This is a genomic window from Thalassospira sp. MCCC 1A03138, assembly GCF_002115785.1.
Classification (GTDB): domain Bacteria; phylum Pseudomonadota; class Alphaproteobacteria; order Rhodospirillales; family Thalassospiraceae; genus Thalassospira.
This window is the reverse complement of the sequence record NZ_JFJY01000005.1, coordinates 294,448-315,160: the sequence shown is the minus strand read 5'-3', so window position 1 is coordinate 315,160 and position 20,713 is coordinate 294,448. Positions and strand designations below refer to the sequence as shown.

The window sequence follows — 20,713 nt, the reverse complement described above, 5'->3', positions numbered from 1 at the left end:
ACACCCCGGTGCAAATGCCGGGGTGTTTTCGTTTGAGGGATTAGTGGAAATCGTGGCTATCGACCTTAAGGCGTGATGTGTTTTGCTGTTTGCCGTGGCGTTGTTCAAGCTGTTCAAGGTTTTGGGCCGCGGGGCCGGTTTGATCGGATGGTCCTGCGGCGGGCGTGGCCCAGCGCAGGTTGCGGGGATGGGTATTGTTGGCGCGGGCAATGCGGGTATTGTCCGTCAGACTTTGCAGCATTCCTGACAGATCGACAAGTTTATCAGCGATGATATGGGTGACACCGTCTTCGCGCTGAAGCTTGCCCGATACGCCAAGGACGGTTGCGGTCATGACCTCGCGGCGGAACTGTTCCATTACCTTGCTCCAGACCACAAGGTTTGTGATGCCCGTTTCATCCTCAAGCGTTATGAAAACCACGCCGGACGAGGTGCCGGGGCGCTGGCGAACAATGGCAAGGCCGGCATGGTTGATCCGTTCGTTATTCTTGAAATTCACCAGATCGGTCGATTTGCACACCCCGGCGGCGGACAGGGCATCGCGCAGCATCGATATTGGATGCCCCTTAAGCGATAGCCGCAGGCTTGCGTAATCCTCGATAATTTCTTCGCCCGGCCCCATGATTGGCAAATTGACCGGGGCCTCTGGCCCGAATTCGGCGGAAACGCCCATATTGTGGTTGAAATTCTGGGCTGCTTCAAACAGGGGCAGGGCCGCCGGGGCCTTGCGCCCCTTGCCAAACCGGCGGACGGCCCATAATGCTTCGCGCCGCGACAGGCCAAGGGAGCCAAATGCATCGGCTTCGGCTAGTTTTTCAAGGGCCGCGGGCGATAACCCGGTCTGGCGTGCCATCAGAAAGATATCCTGAAACCCGCCGACCGGGCGGTTTGATATCAGGGATAGGGCATCGAACTGCCCGAACCCCTTGATCTGGCGAAAGCCGAGCCGGACGGAAAGATGACCGCTGGCGCGGCCCAGTTCCCGTTCCAGATGATTGTCCCAGAAACTGTGATTGATATCGATTTCAAGTACCCGGACACCGTGATTTTTGGCATCGGCTACCAGTTGCGCCGGGGCATAAAACCCCATTGGTTGTGCATTCAGAAGGGCGCATAAGAACACATCGGGATGATGGCATTTAAGCCATGATGACGCATAGGCAAGGATGGCAAAGCTGGCGGCATGGCTTTCGGGGAAACCGTAATCGGCGAAGCCTTCGATCTGTTTGAAGCATCGTTCGGCAAACTCGGCATCATATCCGTTTTTCAGCATGCCATTGATGAATTTGTCGCGATGCGCGCCAATCGTGCCCGTGCGGCGAAAGGTTGCCATGGCACGGCGCAGCTCATCGGCTTCGCCGCCGGTATAACCGGCGGCGACAATGGCGATCTGCATGGCCTGTTCCTGAAACAGGGGCACGCCACAGGTGCGTTTCAGGACGGCTTCGAGTTCCTTTGACGGGTAATCGACCTTTTCGCGGCCCATGCGCCGTTGCAGGAAGGGATGGACCATGCCGCCCTGTATCGGGCCGGGGCGGACAATGGCAACCTGAATGGTCAGGTCATAGATGCTGCGTGGTTTCAGTCGCGGCAGCATGCTCATTTGTGCGCGGGATTCGACCTGAAACGTGCCGATGCTGTCGGCTTTTTCCAGCATGTCGTAAACCCGCCCGTCTTCCTTGGGCAGGCTTGCCAGATCATGATCGATATTCTTGTGGTTTCGCAATTCATCGAATGCCTTGCGAATGCAGCTTAGCATTCCAAGGGCAAGCACATCGACCTTGAGGATACCCAGCGCATCGATATCGTCCTTGTCCCATTCGATGGTGGTGCGGTCCTCCATCGCGGCATTGGCAATCGGGGACAATTCGCATAATGGGCCACGGGTGATGACAAAGCCGCCAACATGCTGCGACAGATGACGCGGGAACCCGGTCAGTTCGCCCGCAAGATCAAGAACGGCTTTCAGACGCGGTTCATCGGGATGAATGCCCGACTGACGCATCATTTCATCATGGGCCCCCTTGCTGCCCGATCCCCAGATGGTTTTGGTCAGTTTGACAATGGTGTCTTCGGGGAGGCCGAAGACCTTGCCGACATCGCGGATAGCACTTCGCGACCGGTATGAAATCACGGTTGCGGTCAATCCGGCGCGGTCCCGGCCATAACGTTGATAGATATGCTGGATCACCTCTTCGCGGCGTTCATGTTCAAAATCGACATCGATGTCGGGCGGCTCGTTCCGTGCGTTACTGATGAAGCGCGAAAACAGAAGTTCCACCTTGGCCGGGTCGACCGATGTGACATGCAGGCAGAAACAGACCGATGAATTGGCCGCCGATCCGCGTCCCTGACACAGAATGTTTTGCGATCTGGCAAAGGCGACAATGTCATGCACGGTCAGGAAATAGGGGGCATAGCCGAGTTCGTCGATCAGTTTAAGTTCGGCTTCGATCAAGCCCCGGACCTTGTCGGGGATGCCATCGGGATAGCGTTTATGAGCACCTTCCCATGTCAGGCGGGTCAGGCGTTCCTGCGTACCTTCGCCTGATCCGTCATTTTCATCGGGATATTCATAGCGTAATTCAGATAATGAGAATTGGCATTGATCGGCGATTTCGACGGTGCGCGCCAGCCATTCGGGATGTGTCGGGAAAAGTTTCGCCATGTCCTGCGGGCTTTTGATATGGCGTTCGCCATTGGGAAACAGCCGGTATCCGGCATCCTCGATCCGGCAATGATGGCGGATGCAGGTCAGGACATCCTGCAACGGTTTGCGCGAGCGGACATGCATGTGCACGTCATTGGTGACAACTGCCGGGATGGCAAGTTCTGCCTCGACCGCCTCGGTAAAGGCCAGCCGTTCGCTATCAAACCCGTCCATGAACCGCCCGATGGCAAGCCATAAACGGCCTGATATGTGGCGTTTCAGGTCGATCAGCTGCGTGCGAAAGGTGTCATCGGGGACTTGTGGCGGGACCGCGATGAAGAGCAATCCGTCGGCATGATTTATGATATCCGCCAGATAAATTTCGCATTCGCCCTTTGGCGCACGACGTTTGCCAAGGGTCAGTAACCGGCATAACCGGGCATAGGCGGTGCGGTCCGTCGGATAACATAACAGCGACGGACCATCGACGGGATCAAGTCGACAGCCGACAATATAATTCAGCCGATCCCTGTGGGGCTGATGTGCGGTGTGGCCGCGCACGACCCCGGCCAAGGTGTTGCGGTCGGTTATCGCAATGGCATGCAATCCTTTGGTCGCGGCCATAAGAACCAGTTCCTCGGCGTGGGAAGCGCCGCGCAGGAAGGAAAAATTGCTGCTGACCTGTAATTCGGCATAGGCAGGTGTCGTTTGGGGAGGGGGGAAATCGGTCATGTCAGTTCCCGAATAATCCATGGATGGACCAGATATCCTGCCCGGTTGTGCCGGTGCGAAAGGCCCATAACAACCGGCCTGCCTGATCACGGATGCGGAAATAATCCCGCGTTTTGGGGGATAGGGCATATTCATCCTGATCAAGGCACTGCCACCATTCCGGACAAATCCGTTCGGGTCCCTCGGCATGGATGATATCGACCGCCATTTTGCGCCAGCGCAGGCGGCTTGGCGTGCCATTGGTGTCGCGCGCAAGGATTTCGGCCGGTTCGGGTGGGTCGATCAGGCGCACTGGGCGTTTGGGTAATGTCATGTCGGTGCGTCTGGCTGGATATGTCCGGGCGTTAACGGCCTGCCGCACAGAAGCCCGCTCAGGCAAATGGCTTGCGTGGTGGCCGGGGTGAAACAGCATGTCACGCGGACCCAGATGATGTGAAATCCGGTCGATCAACTGGGCAAGGGCAATCTGGTCGGTGGTTTCTTCCTGTTGCTGATCAAGGCGCGACTGGCGAAAGGCCACATGTTCGACCCACGGGGCATAGACAATCACCTGTTCGATGCCAAAACCGGTATCGACACCGGGCATTTTTTCAGACAGCAACCGCAAGACATGCGGGGCGGACTGGCACGGGCTTCCTGTGCCAAGTGTGATGGTATGGGTATGCCCATCAACCCGCACACAGCGCAGGATGATCCGACGCAGGCCAAGATTTTCCTGCGCCAGATTATCACATAGTTCCGTGATCATGCTTTCAACGGCAATTGCCAGATTGGCCGCATCGCCCAGCGGTTCGCCAAAGCTGCGTCGGATCAGCCATGGCCGATCTGGCAGATTGAAATTCAGATGTTCGGGCAGGCGACCATAAAACTGGTCCAGCCGTTGCAAAACTTCCGGCCCCAGACGTGTGGTGATATTGGCGCGCGGCATCGGGGTGATGTCGCCCAGATGTTTCAGCCCCAGCCGAAACAGGGTGACCCGTGTCTGTTCGGGCAGACGCAGTGCGGATATCGGAAAACCGGCGGCAATATCGTGGTCGCGCGGCAGGCTTAAAATCCGTTGTTCAGCCGGGGCAGGGTGGCATCGTGCCGCACCCCATGCCGCACCTGCCGTATCGGCAATGGCTGCCCGGCAGGCATAACCGCGTGATTTCCCATCGCGCAGAACCAATTCCAGAAGGGCGCTTTCCCCGCCAAAAAGATGACTGCCGCCGGTAATTTCAAGCCACAATCCGGCATCGCCCCCATCCATGGGGCCGTCCTGACCTGCTTCCTGCAGGAACCGGTCGCGGGCAACCCACGGGCTGTATCGGTCCATCGCCCGGATCAAGCGGGCCAGATGGCGTTCATAAAGATCGGGCTGTTCGGGAAGGTCGCGCAAAGCCGGGTATATGCTGCGTGCTTCGGCAAGGCGCATGCCCGGTGCAAGTCCGCGTGATTGTGCTGCCTTGTCACTGCCGCAGACAAGAACGCCCTTGTGATCGGCGCGTGTTATCACGATCGGTTCCGGTTTGGGGCTGTCATCCCCGGTTTTCGGCATATCGATCCGGTGGCAGTCTGTTTTCCAATGCGTCAGCCACAGATAAAGAAAACGTTGTTGCATCAATTTGCATTCTCCAGCTGCCCGGTCGAACCCCGCGTCCCCCGATCAGGCTGAGTATGTGTCGGTTGCCTGTTGTTGAATGTGCCGGTGCATCCGGTGTTATCCGCCAGCGTGTATGCGCACTGGATGCGATGGTTTTGCCATCGGACCGCATATGCCGGATCGCAATCAGGCGGGTGTGCCCGGCTTCGCAGGCCAGTTGCAGGCGGCGTGCCGCGGTCAGGTCATAATCCGTGGTTTCGGCTATGATGCTGGCGATCTGTCCGGATTTTGCCGCTTCCTCGCAGGTCCAAAGGGCGATGGCCTGCTGATCAACCACCATCATGACCGGCATGTCCGTCGCTGGTAGCGCAAGCGGATAAAGCCCGCCCTGATCAATCGCGCGCCTTTGCCGGATCCAGAACAGGCTTTTGCCTGTTTGATCCCCGTTGGAAAGCCGCGCCAGATACCATGCCAGAACCGATGCGCCGGTATCATCATGGCCGCAGATGATTTCATGCAGGCCAACCGGGGCAATTCCGCCTATGCTGATATGATGTGCAAGATCGACCCCGCCAAAGGCACGGCGAATAACCCTGTCCGCACCGCCGGGCAGACAGGTGACCTGTCCTTTCCACTGTTTTTCGGCCCGTTGCAACGCGGCACGGGCAAGATGAAGACGTCTGTCCGACATGATGTGAGTTCCTGATTTGTTCTTTTTATGTGGTCAGGATGGAACAGGAGTCAAGCATCATTGATCCGGGAAATGTCAGATGCTGTGCGCAATACCCGTCAAGCCATTGGCATGAAAGGAAAGAGCATCAGCCATGCTTGGGCATTTTGAGGCGGCTGGTAAGAAGTTCGCCCTGATCCTTCAATACCGGATAGGCGGCGGCAGCAACCAGATGCGCATTGATGCGTTTAAGGTCGCGGACGATATCAAGATGCAGGGTGCTGGTTTCGGTGCTGTCCTGACGCCCGGCCTGCAGGCGTTGGAAATGCGCGTTAATCGTGCGTTCTTCAAGGTCGCGGAAGGCTTCCTTTTCCCTGGCAAGTTTGCGGGCCATACGCGGGTCCTCATTCATGAAAACCGCCGTTGCAGACCGAAGATTGCTTTCAAGCCGTTCAAGCATATCAAGCAATTCACGCTGCCCTTCGGGCGAGAAGGTCAGGCCGCGCTTGATCCGTTTGCTGGTCAGATTGACCAGATCGCGTTCAATCACATCGCCAGCCTGTTCGAGGTTGGTTGCAAAGGTCAGGATTTCACGCATCCTGCGGCGATCCCGGTCATCGAATGTCCGGACATCCAGTGACGTCAGGTATTCTTTGATCGCGGTATTGAGGTGATCAAGGATATCGTCCATGCGCCGTGTCTGGGCGGCGCGTTTGCGATCCCCGTTTTCAAGCGCATCTTCAACCCCGGCCAGCATTTGCTGCAATGTATCGGCCATGCGAAGGGCTTCGCGGGCGGCAACCGCCATTGCGATGGGCGGTGACGCCTTGGCATCATCATCAAGATAAACCGGCTTTGCCGGATCGCTGCCATCATTGCGTGTCGGCAGCCAGCGGCATAAAAGCCGGGCAAGAAGCGGCAAGGTCGGCAGCATCAGAACCGCAAGGCACAGGTTGAAAACAAGGTGAAATGCCGCAACAGCCTGTGCCGGATCAGGGATGATCCGGGCAATATGGTTTGTCGCAGGTTCCAGAGCCGCCAGTGCGAGAACGCAACCCGCCATTCGGTTCAAAAGATTGCCAAGCGGCAGGCGTTTTGACGCCGGGTCGCTGTTATTGCCGCCTTCAAGCCACGGATTGATCGCGGTTCCCAGATTGGCACCGAGCACCAATGCAAAGGCGGCTTCAAGCGGAATAATCCCGGCCGAGGCAAAGGACATGATCAGCAACACAATCGCAACGCTGGAATGGGCTAGCCATGTCAGGGCCGCGGCCAGCAGGACATTCAAAACCGGGGCGACAGTAATTGCGGTCAGGACGGTACGCAATCCCGGTGCATCGGCATAGGGGGCAACCGCACCATGCACCAGATGAAGGGATAGCAGCATCATGCCAAGCCCGATCACCACCCGGCCAAGGTCACGTGTGCGGGTGACGCCACCACGCCGGAACATCAGAACCCCGATCAGGATAAAGACCGGGGCGATCTGTGTGATGTCAAAGGACAGGACCTGAACAATCAGTGTGGTGCCGACATTCGCGCCCAGCATGATCGCAAGGGCGGTAACAAGGCTGATCAATCTTTCGGCGGTAAAGGCGGTCGCCATCAGGCCGGTGGCCGTGCTGCTTTGAAGAATTGCGGTTACGCCGATCCCGGCGAAAAATGCCTTGAACCGGTTGCCCAGTGCGAATGACAGAAATCTGCGGAGCTCTGGCCCATAGGCGCGCTGAATACCGGTTTGCACCATGTGAAGACCCCATAGAAGAAGGGCAATCATGCCCGCAATCTCAAACAGCTTCAGGGAAATTTCCATGGGCGCCTCGTTGTTCCGGTCTTCTTATGATGCGAGCTCAATGAGCGGGCCTTTGATATTCACGTGATCACGGTGCCTGCATTATTCAATGTGTATAAGGCAACGAACTGCGTCATTCATTCGATCATATCACATTTTCAAATGAACATTATAATTTGAATTTGACGAATGAAAGGCAAACAAAAGCCCCGGCGCGAAGGCCGGGGCTTTGATGCCGTTTCGTTCGTATCGAGGTTGCCGGTATTCTTAGATTTCAGGATACCACGCACCCAGAACACCGAATTCTTCGAGCTTGGCAACGATGATCTCGGCGGCCTGTTCGGCGGTTTGATCGGATGTGTTGACCGTGATCTCAGCGTTTTCTGGCGCTTCATACGGGCTGTCGATCCCGGTGAAGTTGGCGATCTTGCCTTCGCGGGCCTTTTTATAAAGGCCTTTCACGTCGCGCTGTTCGCAGATTTCAATCGGGGTGTCGATAAAGACTTCGATGAACTCGCCATCTTCGACAAGGCTACGCGCAAACTGGCGTTCGCTTTTGAACGGCGAGATGAAGGATACCAGCGTGATGATCCCGGCATCGACAAACAGCTTGGCGGTTTCACCGACGCGGCGGATGTTTTCCACCCGGTCGGCATCGGTAAAGCCAAGGTCCTTGTTCAATCCATGACGGACATTGTCGCCATCAAGGGTGTAAGTGTGCTTGCCCATGGCATGCAGCTTTTTCTCGACCAGGTTGGCGATGGTCGATTTACCAGCACCCGAAAGACCCGTGAACCATAGAACGGCCGATTGCTGACCTTTCTGATAGGCACGAGACTTTTTGTTGATGTCCATTTCCTGCCATTTGACGTTGGTCGCACGGCGAAGCGAATGGTTGACCATGCCCGCACCAACGGTGGCGTTGGAATAACGGTCGATGATGATGAACCGGCCCGAATGGCGGTTGTCATCATAGGGATCAAAGGCCAGTGCCTTGTCGGTTGCGATATTGGCAATGCCGACTTCGTTCAGTTCCAGCGTCTTGCCTGCAATATGTTCCAGCGTGTTGACATTGACCTTGTATTTCAGGTCGCTAATCTGCGCGTTGGTGACCTGCGCGCCCATCTTGATGATATAGGGGCGGCCGGGCAGAAGATGATCTTCGTGCATCCAGATGATACGGGCTTCGAACTGATCGGCAAATTCCGGGCGTTCATCCGGTCGCGCCAGAACATCGCCGCGCGAAATGTCGATTTCATCTTCAAGCGTCAGGGTGACCGCCTGACCGGCAAAGGCCTGATCAAGGTTGCCATCAAAGGTGACGATTTCCTTGACCTTGCTGGTCTGACCCGATGCGGTGACGGCAATCGGATCGCCCGGCTTGATCATGCCCGACGCGATGGTGCCGGAAAAGCCACGGAAATCAAGGTTCGGGCGGTTGACCCACTGGACCGGAAGGCGGAACGGCTTTTCAATTGCATCCTGTTCGACCTGAACGGTTTCAAGATGTGCGAGCAGCGTCGGGCCTTCGTACCAGGGGGTATTCGGGCTGGCTTCGATCATGTTATCGCCGCGAAGGGCCGATAACGGGATTGGCGTGATCGAGCTATAGCCAAGGTCTTTGACGAATTCTTTATAGTCCGCAACAATGGTGTCGAACTTGGCCTGATCATAGCTGATCAGGTCCATCTTGTTTACCGCCAGAACCACATGCTTGATCCCCAGCAACGACGTGATGAAGCTGTGGCGGCGTGTCTGTGTCAGGATGCCTTTGCGGGCATCAATCAGGATCACAGCGACATCGGCGGTCGAGGCACCGGTTGCCATGTTACGAGTATATTGTTCATGGCCGGGGGTATCTGCGACAATGAATTTGCGTTTGTCGGTCGAAAAGAACCGGTAGGCGACATCAATCGTGATGCCCTGTTCGCGTTCGGCCTGAAGCCCGTCAAGCAGCAGGGCGAAATCAATTTCGCCATTCTGGGTGCCGACCTTGCGGCTGTCAGATTCAAGGGCGGCCAACTGGTCTTCGAAAATCAGTTTGGAATCCCAAAGCAGACGGCCAATCAGGGTCGATTTGCCATCATCAACGCTGCCACACGTGATGAAACGCAGCAGGCTTTTTTCTTCCTGAGCTTTCAGGTAGCCGAGAATGTCATCGGCAATCAGATCGGATTTGTGTGCCATCAGAAGTAGCCTTCCTGCTTTTTCTTTTCCATTGAACCGGCCTGATCATGGTCGATCATGCGCCCCTGACGCTCGCTTGAGCGGGTCAGCAGCATTTCCTGGATAATGTCGGGCAGGGTGGCGGCTTCGGACTCAACCGCACCGGTCAACGGATAGCAGCCAAGCGTTCTGAAACGCACCGATTTCATTTCCGGTTTTTCACCCGGATTAAGCGGCATGCGGTCGTCATCAACCATGATCAGCATGCCGTCACGTTCAACAACCGGGCGTTTGGCCGAATAATACAGCGGCACAATCGGGATCTGTTCGAGATAGATATATTGCCAGATATCAAGCTCGGTCCAGTTCGAGATCGGGAAGGCGCGAATGCTTTCGCCCTTGTTGATCCGTGCGTTGTATATATCCCAAAGTTCCGGGCGCTGGTTTTTCGGATCCCAGCGATGGGTTTCGGTGCGGAACGAAAATACGCGTTCTTTCGCGCGTGCCTTTTCCTCATCCCGGCGCGCACCGCCAAAGGCTGCATCGAACTTGTATTTGTTCAGCGCCTGTTTCAGCGATTGGGTTTTCATGACGTCAGTATGCAGGCTTGATCCGTGGGTGAACGGGCCAATGCCCTGTTCCACACCTTCCTGATTGATGTGAACAATCAGCTCAAAGCCATATTCCGCCGCCACCTTGTCGCGAAATTCGATCATTTCGCGGAATTTCCATGTGGTATCGACATGCATGAGCGGAAAGGGCGGCGGGGCCGGGTAAAATGCCTTGCGCGCCAGATGCAGCAAAACCGACGAATCCTTGCCGATGGAATAAAGCATCACCGGCCGTTCGAACGATGCCGCAACTTCGCGGATAATGTGAATACTCTCGGCCTCAAGCTGGCGGAGATGGGTCAGATTAGGCTGCATTCTCGTTCCTGCCGATCAATCAACACAAAATTTGTGTTTATAAATGTATTTCACGTTGCTTTGATGGGTAATATGGAAACGGCTTTGATGCAAGCGCGATCTATCCAAATCACACAAAAAAGATAACCACATATTTTCTAGTACAAAGGAAATATGTTCTTTGGGTGTTTTCTTTGTGGTCTATGAAGCCTGGACGTCAAACCGGATAGCCTTTGAATGCCTTCGTCTGGGCCAAAGCGACATGGCCGATGAATTTGGTAATGCCAAGATTGCCGTGGATCATGTCTTCGGACAGGGAATGGTAATGCTGCACATCGCGACAAACGAGGCACAGCATATAATCATATGGTCCTGAAATCCGGTAGGCGGCAACGACTTCGGGGATGGTTTTGGCCGCATCGGCAAAGCGTTTGTAATCGGCAGCGGTCTTGCCGGTTAAGGTGACCTCGGCAAAGACCCGGACATGCGGGCAGATTTTTTCGATATCAAGTACCGCGCGATAGCGCTTCACGACCGCTTCTTTTTCGAGCCTCTTGACCCGGTCAAGACACGGGCTTGGGCTTAGTCCCACCAGCTTTGAAAGGGCCAGATTGGTCAGCTTTGCGTTGGCCTGAAGGGCGCGCAGGATTTTAAGGTTGATCTCGTCGATCTTGATCATCGGGGTCGCCGTTATCTTGTTTGCGCCACCTTACACATAAAAAAACGGCCCGACCAGTATTCCGGTCGGGCAAGTGGGGCAGGATTTGGGGCGTTACGAGAATCAGGCGGCCATGCCCTTGCGTTCCTCAGCACTCAGTTCGCCCATCACCTGATCAATCCCCTTTTTGATGGCATCGACCATCTGGTCGGCTTCGCGCCGGTTAATCGTCAGCGGCGGGGAAAATGCGAGGCTGTCGGCGGTTGGAAGCGGGCGGACAATCACGCCTTGGTTTCCGATGGCCGCCGCACAGCGCGCGGCGATCTTGTGTTTCAGATCGAACCCGGTTTTTGTGTCCCGGTCCGCCATCAGTTGCAAGGCGCCCAGAAGGCCGACACCGCGCACTTCGCCGATATGGGCATGATGGCCAAAGGTGTCGTTAAGCCGCGCATGCAGGTAAGCACCGGTTTCCGCCGAGTTCGCGACCAGATTTTCGCCTTCGATGATCGCAAGGTTCGCCAGTGCGACGGCCGATCCCACCGGATGGCCGGAATAGGTGAAGCCATGGGCAAATGCACCAAGGGTTGCCGATCCGTCACGCAGGACTTTCCAGATATCATCGCTGATGAAGGCCGCTGACATCGGGAAATAGCCGCTGGTCAGGCCCTTGGCGGTGGCGATCATATCGGGGCGAATGTCATAAAGTTGATGGCCAAACCAGTGCCCGGTGCGGCCATAACCGCAAACAACCTCGTCACAGATGAACAGGATATCGTGCTTTTTCAGAACCGCCTGAACGGCTTTGAAATAGCCCTTTGGCGGGGTGATGACACCACCGGCCCCCATGATCGGTTCGGCAATGAAGGCACCGATCGTTTCCGGGCCTTCGGCGATGATCAGCTCTTCAAGCTCGTTTGCCAATCGGACCGAAAACTGTTCCTCGCTCTCGCCCGGCTTGGCTTCGCGATAATAATGCGGAAGCGAGGTGTGTTTGACTTCAGGGATCGGCAGGCCGAAATTGCGATGAAAGGATGCAAGCCCGGTCAGGCTGGCGGTGGCAATGGTGGTGCCGTGATAGGCCTGCTTACGGGCGATAATCTTGCGTTTTTCCGGCTTGCCGCGAAGCCCGTTATAATACCAGACGATCTTCATCAATGTGTCGTTGGCATCCGACCCGGAACTGCCAAAGAAGACCTTTGTTATGTGACTTGGCATCTTTGCCACCAGCTTTTCGGCCAGTTCGATCTGGGCCGGGTTGGATGCCCCGGCAAAGGTATGAAAATAGCCCATCTGATCGGATGCGGCCTTCATCGCATCGCCGATCTCGGTCCGGCCATAGCCGATATTCATGCACCAAAGTCCGCCAACCCCGTCCAGCATCCTGTTGCCGTCGGTGTCGGTAATGAACGCGCCCTTGCCCTCGACAAAGATACGGGCCGGGCCGTTATTTGACACATCGGCAACCACGGATGCCGGATGCAGGATATTGGCCGCATCCGATCTTTTGAGATGTTCGGTATCATAGAGGGTCGACATGGCGGGGCTCCCGGACTTTGTGTGGGGCGTGAAGCTTGTTATTCCGGTTATTCTGCCACGGTTGGTCCGGTATTAAATTTCGAAGCAGCACTTCCCGACGGTGAAGAATGCTGATTTCAGAAAACGGTTTGTCTTCGCCATCTGATTTTATGATAAAAACAATCAAGAGTTGAGGGTTGGCGAGGGGAAGATGAGGAAAATTTTGATCTTGGGGATGGTCGCCTTTCTTTCTGGTTGTACGGCGGGAGCCCCTATCGGCCAGCTTTCTGTTCCGGTTGTCAAAAACACAATGGAACAGAAAGCTGTTTCGGATGTGCTTAAAGAATTGCGGGTGTCGTTGCAGATTGCCGAAAACATTTTAAGAATTGCAGATATCTGTCAGGCGGACGATTTGCCGTGGCATGGACGCAGGCCATTAAATGCAAAAGTAACACTGGCGACAGCCAAATCATCCACCGTCGGTGGCGAAGCCGGTGGGGCATTTAGCTTTGTACCGGTTTCGGCAAATCTTTCGGGGGAACGGAGTACCGTTGCCAGCCGAATTTACAAAATAACCTTGCAGGCAGATGATGCGGCAAGGCTTGCCGATGGTGATTTAGTCGAGATATGCCAAACGGCAACCCGCAAAGATGTAACTGCCGCGCTTGAACAACATCCGGTTGCCGATGCAATTGTCAGCAGCATGCTGGGTGTTGGCGATGGTCTTGCAGGGGCAGTATTTTTGCCGCCGAGTTTTCGGATCGCCAATGATCCTACTGTCGGTGATCTGAGCAGCTCAGTGATCGAAGTCACCGTCAAATTCACCGTAGAGGTGAAGTCGGAAGCAGAAGGCGGCATTGATCTTCTGGTTTTCAGGGCCGGGGTATCGGGCAGCGAAGGCCGCGAAAACGAGCAGGAAATGGTCGTAACACTGGGTGAATTGAAATAGTGAAAGCGCACTCGCCTGCACCTTCGCCATTTCTTCTATCGCTGGAAATCATAAATCGGGCCAAGGTCAAGAAGTTGCGTCAGCTCGTCAAGGGCTGTCCGGACTTCGTTCAGAAGCGATGGGTCGCGGAAATCATCTGCACTTAGGCGGTCGCGATAATGTTTTTCGACCCAGCCTGTCAGTTCAGCAAAGCACTGATCGTCGATCAGGCTTTGTTGGTTGGTCGCGGTAAGTTCATCCTCGGTCAGGGCGATGCGCAGCCGCAAGCAGGCAGGGCCACCGCCATTGCGCATGCTTTGGCGCAGATCGAAAAACTTGATCTGTCTGATCGGTGTAGTGCCCTTGCCGATAAGGTCATAAAGGTAATCGCGGACCGATATGGTTTCTTCGGCCTCGGTCGGCAGGATCAGCATCATCTGACCATTTTCCGGCAGGCGCAAAAGCTGTGAATTGAACAGGTAGCTTTTGATCACGTCGGAGAGCGGCACCGCACTTTTGGGCACCTCAATACTGGTGAAATCAGCAATGCCGTCCATCTTGCGCCGGATGTCGTTGATGACGGCGGGCGTGTCGACAAAGGCGTCCTCGTAATGGAACAGCACATTGGCATTGCCGACCGAAATCACGTCATTATGAAAGACCCCGGCATCAATCAGGTCCGGGTTTTGCTGCGCATAGACGACACCGTTTTCCGATAGGCCATGATGGCGTGCTATCGCGCTGCTGGCTTCGAACGTCTGGCGCGCCGGATAACGGTTTGGCCGGGTTTTGCCAGGATCAAAAGCGTGGCGGCCATAGACAAAAAATTCGACCCCGCGCGCGCCATAATCGCCGCAAAAACGGGTATGGTTGGCAGCCCCCTCGTCCCCCATATGGTCCGTGCCGGGCAGGGCGGCATGATGGGTGAAATGATCGGGATTGGCGAATGTCGCGGCAAGTGCGCGCCCCGTCACTGGATGTTCGATGGATCGGTGGAACATGGCGCACAGATTGGCGGGGGTGAAATGCACCTTGCCATCATCGGTATCACCGCTGGGCGAAACGGTTGCGGCGTTGGCCGTCCACATCGGGGATGCCGATGATACCGCCAGAACAAGGTTCGGATTGGTTTTCCAGGCGGACGCCAGGACATCACCATCCGACCCGGTAAACCCGAAAACATCGCGCAGGGTTTTGACATGCGGGCGTTCATGAGGCGGCAGCACGCCCTGCACAAAACCCATATCATGCAGCGCCTTCATCTTGGTCAGGCCCTGAAGGGCGGCCGATTTCGGGTTGGAATGGGTGCTGGCATTGCTGGTTGATGCGACATTGCCGAAGCTTAACCCGGCATAATTGTGCGTCGGGCCGACCAGACCGTCAAAATTGGCTTCGATGGCGTATCGGGTCATGGGCGGACTCCTTTGGGGGCGGCATCGGGGGCGATTAGTTTGTCGGTCTGAAGGGTTGAGACCGGCCATGCGCAGTAATCGGCGGCGTAATAGGCCGATGGGCGGTGGTTGCCGCTTTCGCCGATGCCGCCAAACGGGGCGGCACTGGACGCGCCGGTCAGTTGCTTGTTCCAGTTGACAATCCCGGCGCGGCTTTCATGGATAAAACGCTGCCAAAGTTCGGCATCATCGCACAGCAACCCGGCGGCTAGGCCAAAACGGGTATTGTTGGCCTCACGGATCGCATCGTCAAAGTGATCGACCCGGATGATTTGCAGGATCGGGCCAAACAGTTCTTCGTCCGCGCGATCCTTTACACCGGTCACGTCAATCAGACCCGGTGTCAGGAACGGGCGGGCAGGATCGGGACGCGTCATTTCGCGGATTATTTTGGCGCCATTGGCAACAAGTTTTTCCTGCGCCGCGATCAATGCATCCGCCGCCCGGTTGGAAATCACCGGTCCCATGAAGGGTTCGGGATCATCATCTGGCGCACCGATAATCAGCCTGTCGCAATAATCATTGATGGTGGCAATCATCGCATCGCCCCTTGCGCCGGATGGCACGATCAGGCGGCGCGCACAGGTACAACGCTGCCCTGCCGTGATAAAGGCCGACATGACGGTATGGTGGGCGACGGCATCGAGATCGGCGGCGTCCCAGACGACAAGCGGATTATTCCCGCCAAGTTCCAGCGCCAGGATTTTGTCCATCTGCCCGGCAAAGGCATGGTGCAAATGGCGTCCGGTCGGGACACTGCCGGTAAAGAACAGCCCGTCGATACCGGGATGCTGCGCCACGGCAATGCCGGTATCGCGTTCGCCCTGCACAAGGTTCATAACCCCGCCCGGCAATCCGGCCTGTTGCCAGAGCTTTACGGTTTCCTCGGCGACAAGCGGGGTTAGTTCGGATGGCTTGAACACCACGCAATTGCCCGCCAGAAGGGCCGGGACGATATGGCCGTTGGGCAGATGGCCGGGGAAGTTATAGGGACCAAAGACCGCAACCACCCCATGGGGTTTATGGCGCAAGATCGCCTGTCCGCCGCCCGGCGCATCGCCGTGGCGGGTGCCGGTGCGATCATGATAGGCCTTGATCGAAATCGCGATCTTGCCGGCCATTGCGCCGACTTCGGTCAGGGCCTCCCAATGCGGCTTTCCGGCATCAAGGCTGATGGTGCGTGCCAGTGCGTCCCTGTGATCATTGAGCAACCCGGCAAACCGTTCAAGGATTTCAATCCGTTCATTCAGGTCGCGTTTTGCCCATGCCGGAAAGGCATTTCGTGCCGCCATGATCGCGGCGTTAACATCATCGGGTCTGGCGGAATTACCCTGCCAGATGATATCGCCATTGGCCGGGTTTTCGGCGTGAAACGCTTTGCCTTTTCCGGTTTGCCATGTGCCATTGATGAACAGGGCGGGATTTGATTTCTGGGTCATCATGATGCCTGCTCCTGCGGTTTAATCGATGACAAAACGGATCTGATCGCCAGCACGCAGACCAAGGATTTCGGCCTGATCGCGGTCCAGATCGACATGCGTGCCATTCACAACCGTCATATAAAGCCAGCTTGCCTGATAGCCGCGAAGTTCCAGCGTGCAGGCAAGATGGCGTTCCATAGATGGGCTGCGATCAACTGTTTTGCGGATGGTAGCGATTTTGGAATGACGGATGGTGCGGATGTCATCAAGCCGGACATCAACGCAGGGTCCGCCATCAAAAATATCGACCGCATTTGAAAACCGGAAACCTTCCTTTTTCAAAAGGTTCAGCGCCGGTCGCGTTTCATCATGGGTTTTGCCGATCACATCCTGTGCTGCTTTGGGCAGCATTTCGATATAGATCGGATATTTCGGCATCAGATCGGCAATGAACTGGTTATTGCCAATCCCGGAAATGTAATCGGCATCGGGAAACGGGATGTTGAAGAAATGCGATCCCAGCGCTTCCCAAAGCGGTGATTTGCCGTTTTCATCCTGCCAGCCGCGCATTTCGGCCATGACCATTTCCGAAAACCGTTCCTTGAAGCACCCCATCAACAGATATCGCGACCGTGCCAGAAGCTGCCCGTTGCCGTCCTTGCGATAATCGGGGTCAAGGTAAAGTGTGCCCACCTCGGTAGCACCCTGATAATCGTTCACAAGGGTCAGCAGGCGCGATGTCACCGTGACATTCAGTTCATGCGAATATTGCGTCAGTTTCAGGATTTTGTAGTTATAAAATGCCTTTGATAATCCGACCCCGGCATAGATCGCGCAGGTGCCTGCGACCTTGCCATTGGCGGTATCTTCGAGAACCATGAAATAGCTTTCACCACCGGGGCCGTCGATATCGGCCACGAAGGCCTCGATGCTTTCGATAATGCGGGCTTCGAGCACGTCACGATTGGCCGGAAGGGTGGTCAAACCCTTGCTGGCCGAGGATGCCAGATCAACCAGCCGGTCAAGGTCGCTCATACGGGCGGGGCGGACACGCATCATGATTTTATATCTCCGTCTTTTTCAATGCGTTGGGTAAATCGCCTGAACCGGCTTTCATCAGGATCAGGGCCGAAAGCTTTGCCCGTTCGATCAAACTGTCGAGCTTCACAAATTCCTGATCGGAATGGATCAGGCCACCGCGTACCCCAAGGGTATCGATATTGGGTAATCCGGCCTCGGCCAGATTGTTGCCATCGCAACAGCCCCCCGTTGCCTTCCATGAGATGTCCAGATCAAGGTCATGACCGAGCTCGCGCACCCATTCAAAAAGCGCCCTGGTCCTGCCAGCCATTGGTTTTGGCGCGCGGCCAAACTGGCCATGCAGTTCGGCCGTGATGCAGTCACGCTGATTGATCGCGGCAATGACATCGGCAATTTCATTTTCGGCCTGATGGCGTTCGTCATGGTTTGAAATCCGAACATTAAATCGCACCACGGCGCTATCGGGTACGACATTGACCGGCCCTCCGCCATCGATCTTGCCGATATTGAATGTGGCCTCGCCAACCTTGCCGTTAAGCTGATCAAGGCGCATGACGCAGTCACTGGCCGCGACCATCGCACTGCGCCCGGCATGGAATTCGCGCCCCGCATGGGCAGCACGCCCCTTGATCCGGATGGCAAAATTGCCCGATCCCTTGCGTGCCCCGGCAAGGGTGCCGTCTTCCAGCGCCGGTTCATACAGCATCCCGAAATCGGCGGCGCGGGCGTGTTCGGCCAAAAACGGGGCCGATCCGATGGAGCCGGTTTCTTCATCCGGGTTCAGGATCACGTCCCAGCCGATGCCACCCGCAAACGGGCTTCGTTCCAGTGCGCTTAAGGCATTGAGGATCGTCAGGATGCCGCCCTTAGCATCGGCAACACCCGGCCCATTCAAGGTGTTTTCATCGATCAGGCGCGGGGTTTGAAAGGCACTGTCGATGGCAAAGACCGTGTCATAATGAATGCACAGCAAAACCCGAACCGGGGCCTGTGGCCGTTTGGAAAAATGCAAAAGCTTGCCATAGCGCACGGGGGCGATGCTGCCGTCGGCGGCGACGGTTTCGCTATCGGGGAGGTCGATGACGGTGGTTGTGGTGTCAAGTTCGGCAAAGGCATCCAGAATGGCGTCATGCATCCGATCAAGCCCGTCGATATTGCCCGTGCCACTATTGATCGCCGACCACGATTTCAGGCGATCAACCGCTTCATCGTAACGCTGATCAAGCCAGTCGAGCCAGGGCTGAAACTTTGCATATTCGGTCATGATAACCTTTGGGACGTTTTGGCATTGTTGATTGTTTATTGGATATATCGTGCCAAAAACCGCCCGGCAGGTGGTGCGGGATCGAGGGATGGAAACGGAATTACATGCGGGCGAGCAAAAGGCCAAAAGGTAATTTTGTTTCAAAATCATCATCCATAGAAAAATAAACTTGATTTAGGTCAGTCTTCCTTGCCAAATAATGGCAACAACACTGACCTAAAGAGAAGCCCCATGACTGTCCAATGGAATGACCTGATCGTTCGTGATGCCCGTGCGCTCACCGCCTCCGAAATCCGTGATCTGCTTAAAGTGGCCGACCTGCCGGAAATCATTTCCTTTGCCGGGGGGGTGCCTGACCCGTCGCTTTTTCCGCTGGCCGATTTCAATGCGATCTATGGTGATCTGACGACCGACGAGGTTGCCGGTCACAAAAGCCTGCAATATTCCATCAGTGAAGGCCTGCCCGCGCTTCGTCAATGGATTGCCGATGATCTGGCAGCCAGCGGGGCGGTGCGCGGGATTGATAACATCCTGATTACCTGTGGCGCGCAGCAGGGGCTTGATATGCTTGCTCGTCTGTTGCTGGAACCGGGGCGTGAAATCGTCGTGGAAAAGCCAAGCTACCTTGGCGCGATGCAGGCCTTTTCCATGCGCCGTCCGACCTATGTCGGGGTGAATATGGATGACGATGGCCCGGTGATTGCCGAGCTCGAAGCAGCCTTTGAACTTGGTGCGCGCATTGCCTATCTGGCGCCGGATTTCCAGAACCCGACCGGGCGGTCCTATAGTCTTGATCGGCGCTTGGCGGTGCTTGAAGTTGCACGTAAATATGGTGCGGTCATTCTTGAAGACGCAGCCTATTGCAAGCTGTCCTACGAAGGCGATGTTTTGCCATCGTTGCTTGCCCTTGATGAAACCAACGGCGATCCGCAGGCCGGAACCGTCATCCAGCTTGGCACATTTTCCAAAACGCTGGTGCCTGCCCTTCGGATTGGCTGGGTCTGTGCGCCGCGTCCGGTGATCGAACGGCTGGTTCTGATGAAGCAGGCGGGTGATCTGCATGTGTCGACCATCAATCAGGAAGTCGCCCTGCGTGCAGCACGCAGACTGTTTCCCGGGCATCTGGATGCCATCCGCGATGCCTATCGCGCCAAACGCGATACGATGCTGGCCGCCCTTGACGAATTCATGCCCGAAACCGCGTCCTATACAAGACCCGAGGGTGGCATGTTCATCTGGCTGACCCTGCCGGAAAATATCGATAGTCGCCAATTGCTGGAACAGGCCCTGCACGACGCCAAGGTCGCCTTCGTCCCTGGTCAGGCTTTCTTCTGTGATCACACGGGCCGTAATACCGCACGTCTCAGCTTCGCGACGGAAAAGGCCGATCGCATTCGCGATGGCATCGAACGTCTGGCCTTGCTGATCCGGCGGGTGCACAATCAGTAAAGTTCACCAGGAAACAAAGCCGAAGGGTCACCATGAACATCCAGCGCAACGCATCAAAACCATCGACCAAGGGATCGTTGGATTACTTCACGGGTACGGTTCGGATCGACAGCCCGTTTCAGACCGCCGATCCCGCCCGTGTTGGCGGGGCCATTGTGACGTTTGAACCGGGTGCCCGCACCGCATGGCACACCCATCCGCTAGGCCAGACCGTGATCATCACAAGCGGCCTTGGCTGGGCGCAGCGTGAAGGCGGACCCCGCGAAGAAATCCGCCCCGGCGATATCGTCTGGTTCGAACCGGGTGAAAAACATTGGCATGGGGCGACCGATAAAACCGCGATGACCCATATCGCGATTGCGGAATCGGTCAACGGATCGGCGGTCGATTGGCTGGAAAAAGTGGCGGATAGCGATTATCTGGGCCAATGACTGACCCCGAATGAAAAAGCCCGGCAGGGGTGGGGGACCTTGCTGCCGGGCCGGAGTT

Annotated in this window: 15 protein-coding genes; 3 read left to right on the top strand and 12 right to left on the bottom strand. The window is 56.1% G+C overall.

All coding sequences use genetic code 11. The annotated features are described in order from the left end of the window. Window positions 1-40: 40 nt before the first annotated feature. The 8 genes from TH468_RS12870 to TH468_RS12835 all read right to left on the bottom strand — a co-directional run bounded on the left by TH468_RS12870 (window position 41) and on the right by TH468_RS12835 (window position 12,691). Window positions 41-3,382, bottom strand: coding sequence for an error-prone DNA polymerase (locus TH468_RS12870; RefSeq protein ID WP_246832321.1), 3,342 nt, complete (start codon window positions 3,380-3,382; stop codon window positions 41-43). A 1-nt stretch (window position 3,383) separates the two neighbouring features. Then, window positions 3,384-4,982 (bottom strand): DNA polymerase Y family protein, encoded by a 1,599-nt coding sequence (locus TH468_RS12865; RefSeq protein WP_246832320.1) that lies wholly within the window; start codon window positions 4,980-4,982, stop codon window positions 3,384-3,386. After that, a complete protein-coding gene (locus TH468_RS12860; protein ID WP_085644682.1) occupies window positions 4,900-5,655 on the bottom strand; it encodes an ImuA family protein in 756 nt (251 codons plus the stop codon). Before TH468_RS12860 ends, TH468_RS12865 begins: the two co-directional genes overlap by 83 nt. Window positions 5,656-5,782: 127 nt before the next feature. Continuing rightward, window positions 5,783-7,447, bottom strand: a complete 1,665-nt coding sequence (locus tag TH468_RS12855; protein WP_085644680.1) for a Na/Pi cotransporter family protein — start codon at window positions 7,445-7,447, stop codon at window positions 5,783-5,785. Between the two features lie 246 nt (window positions 7,448-7,693). Then, window positions 7,694-9,613 carry a sulfate adenylyltransferase subunit CysN gene (gene cysN / locus TH468_RS12850; protein WP_085644678.1) on the bottom strand — a complete coding sequence of 640 codons (1,920 nt, stop codon included), beginning with the start codon at window positions 9,611-9,613 and terminating at the stop codon, window positions 7,694-7,696. Further along, complete coding sequence (gene cysD, locus TH468_RS12845; protein WP_085644676.1) at window positions 9,613-10,518, bottom strand: sulfate adenylyltransferase subunit CysD; 906 nt, start codon at window positions 10,516-10,518, stop codon at window positions 9,613-9,615. The genes cysN and cysD overlap by 1 nt, the downstream gene beginning before the upstream one ends. Window positions 10,519-10,714: 196 nt before the next feature. Further along, window positions 10,715-11,176 carry an Lrp/AsnC family transcriptional regulator gene (locus TH468_RS12840; RefSeq protein ID WP_085644674.1) on the bottom strand — a complete coding sequence of 154 codons (462 nt, stop codon included), beginning with the start codon at window positions 11,174-11,176 and terminating at the stop codon, window positions 10,715-10,717. A gap of 102 nt (window positions 11,177-11,278) precedes the next feature. Further along, window positions 11,279-12,691 carry an aminotransferase gene (locus TH468_RS12835; RefSeq protein WP_085644672.1) on the bottom strand — a complete coding sequence of 471 codons (1,413 nt, stop codon included), beginning with the start codon at window positions 12,689-12,691 and terminating at the stop codon, window positions 11,279-11,281. A gap of 289 nt (window positions 12,692-12,980) precedes the next feature. Here TH468_RS12835 and TH468_RS12830 point away from each other — a divergent pair, with 289 nt between their 5' ends. Beyond that, window positions 12,981-13,619 (top strand): hypothetical protein, encoded by a 639-nt coding sequence (locus TH468_RS12830; RefSeq protein WP_139834710.1) that lies wholly within the window; start codon window positions 12,981-12,983, stop codon window positions 13,617-13,619. A 35-nt stretch (window positions 13,620-13,654) separates the two neighbouring features. On the opposite strand, the gene astB is transcribed toward TH468_RS12830, so the two are convergent. From astB to TH468_RS12810, 4 genes are read right to left on the bottom strand one after another with little or no spacing between them, the layout of a single operon-like run. Next, on the bottom strand, window positions 13,655-15,010 hold the full coding sequence (astB, locus tag TH468_RS12825) for an N-succinylarginine dihydrolase (protein ID WP_085644668.1): 1,356 nt from the start codon (window positions 15,008-15,010) through the stop codon (window positions 13,655-13,657). Then, window positions 15,007-16,491, bottom strand: coding sequence for a succinylglutamate-semialdehyde dehydrogenase (gene astD / locus TH468_RS12820; RefSeq protein ID WP_246832319.1), 1,485 nt, complete (start codon window positions 16,489-16,491; stop codon window positions 15,007-15,009). Before astD ends, astB begins: the two co-directional genes overlap by 4 nt. 18 nt (window positions 16,492-16,509) lie before the next feature. Then, on the bottom strand, window positions 16,510-17,529 hold the full coding sequence (locus tag TH468_RS12815; protein ID WP_085644666.1) for an arginine N-succinyltransferase: 1,020 nt from the start codon (window positions 17,527-17,529) through the stop codon (window positions 16,510-16,512). A 4-nt stretch (window positions 17,530-17,533) separates the two neighbouring features. Further along, the gene (locus TH468_RS12810) at window positions 17,534-18,775 is read right to left on the bottom strand and encodes a hydrolase (protein ID WP_085644664.1); all 1,242 of its coding nucleotides are present in this window, start codon (window positions 18,773-18,775) and stop codon (window positions 17,534-17,536) included. 231 nt (window positions 18,776-19,006) lie between these two features. Between TH468_RS12810 and TH468_RS12805 the strand changes: the two genes are divergently transcribed. Next, on the top strand, window positions 19,007-20,224 hold the full coding sequence (locus tag TH468_RS12805; RefSeq protein WP_085644662.1) for a PLP-dependent aminotransferase family protein: 1,218 nt from the start codon (window positions 19,007-19,009) through the stop codon (window positions 20,222-20,224). Window positions 20,225-20,256: 32 nt separating this feature from the next. Next, window positions 20,257-20,655 carry a cupin domain-containing protein gene (locus TH468_RS12800; RefSeq protein WP_085644627.1) on the top strand — a complete coding sequence of 133 codons (399 nt, stop codon included), beginning with the start codon at window positions 20,257-20,259 and terminating at the stop codon, window positions 20,653-20,655. Window positions 20,656-20,713: the final 58 nt, after the last annotated feature.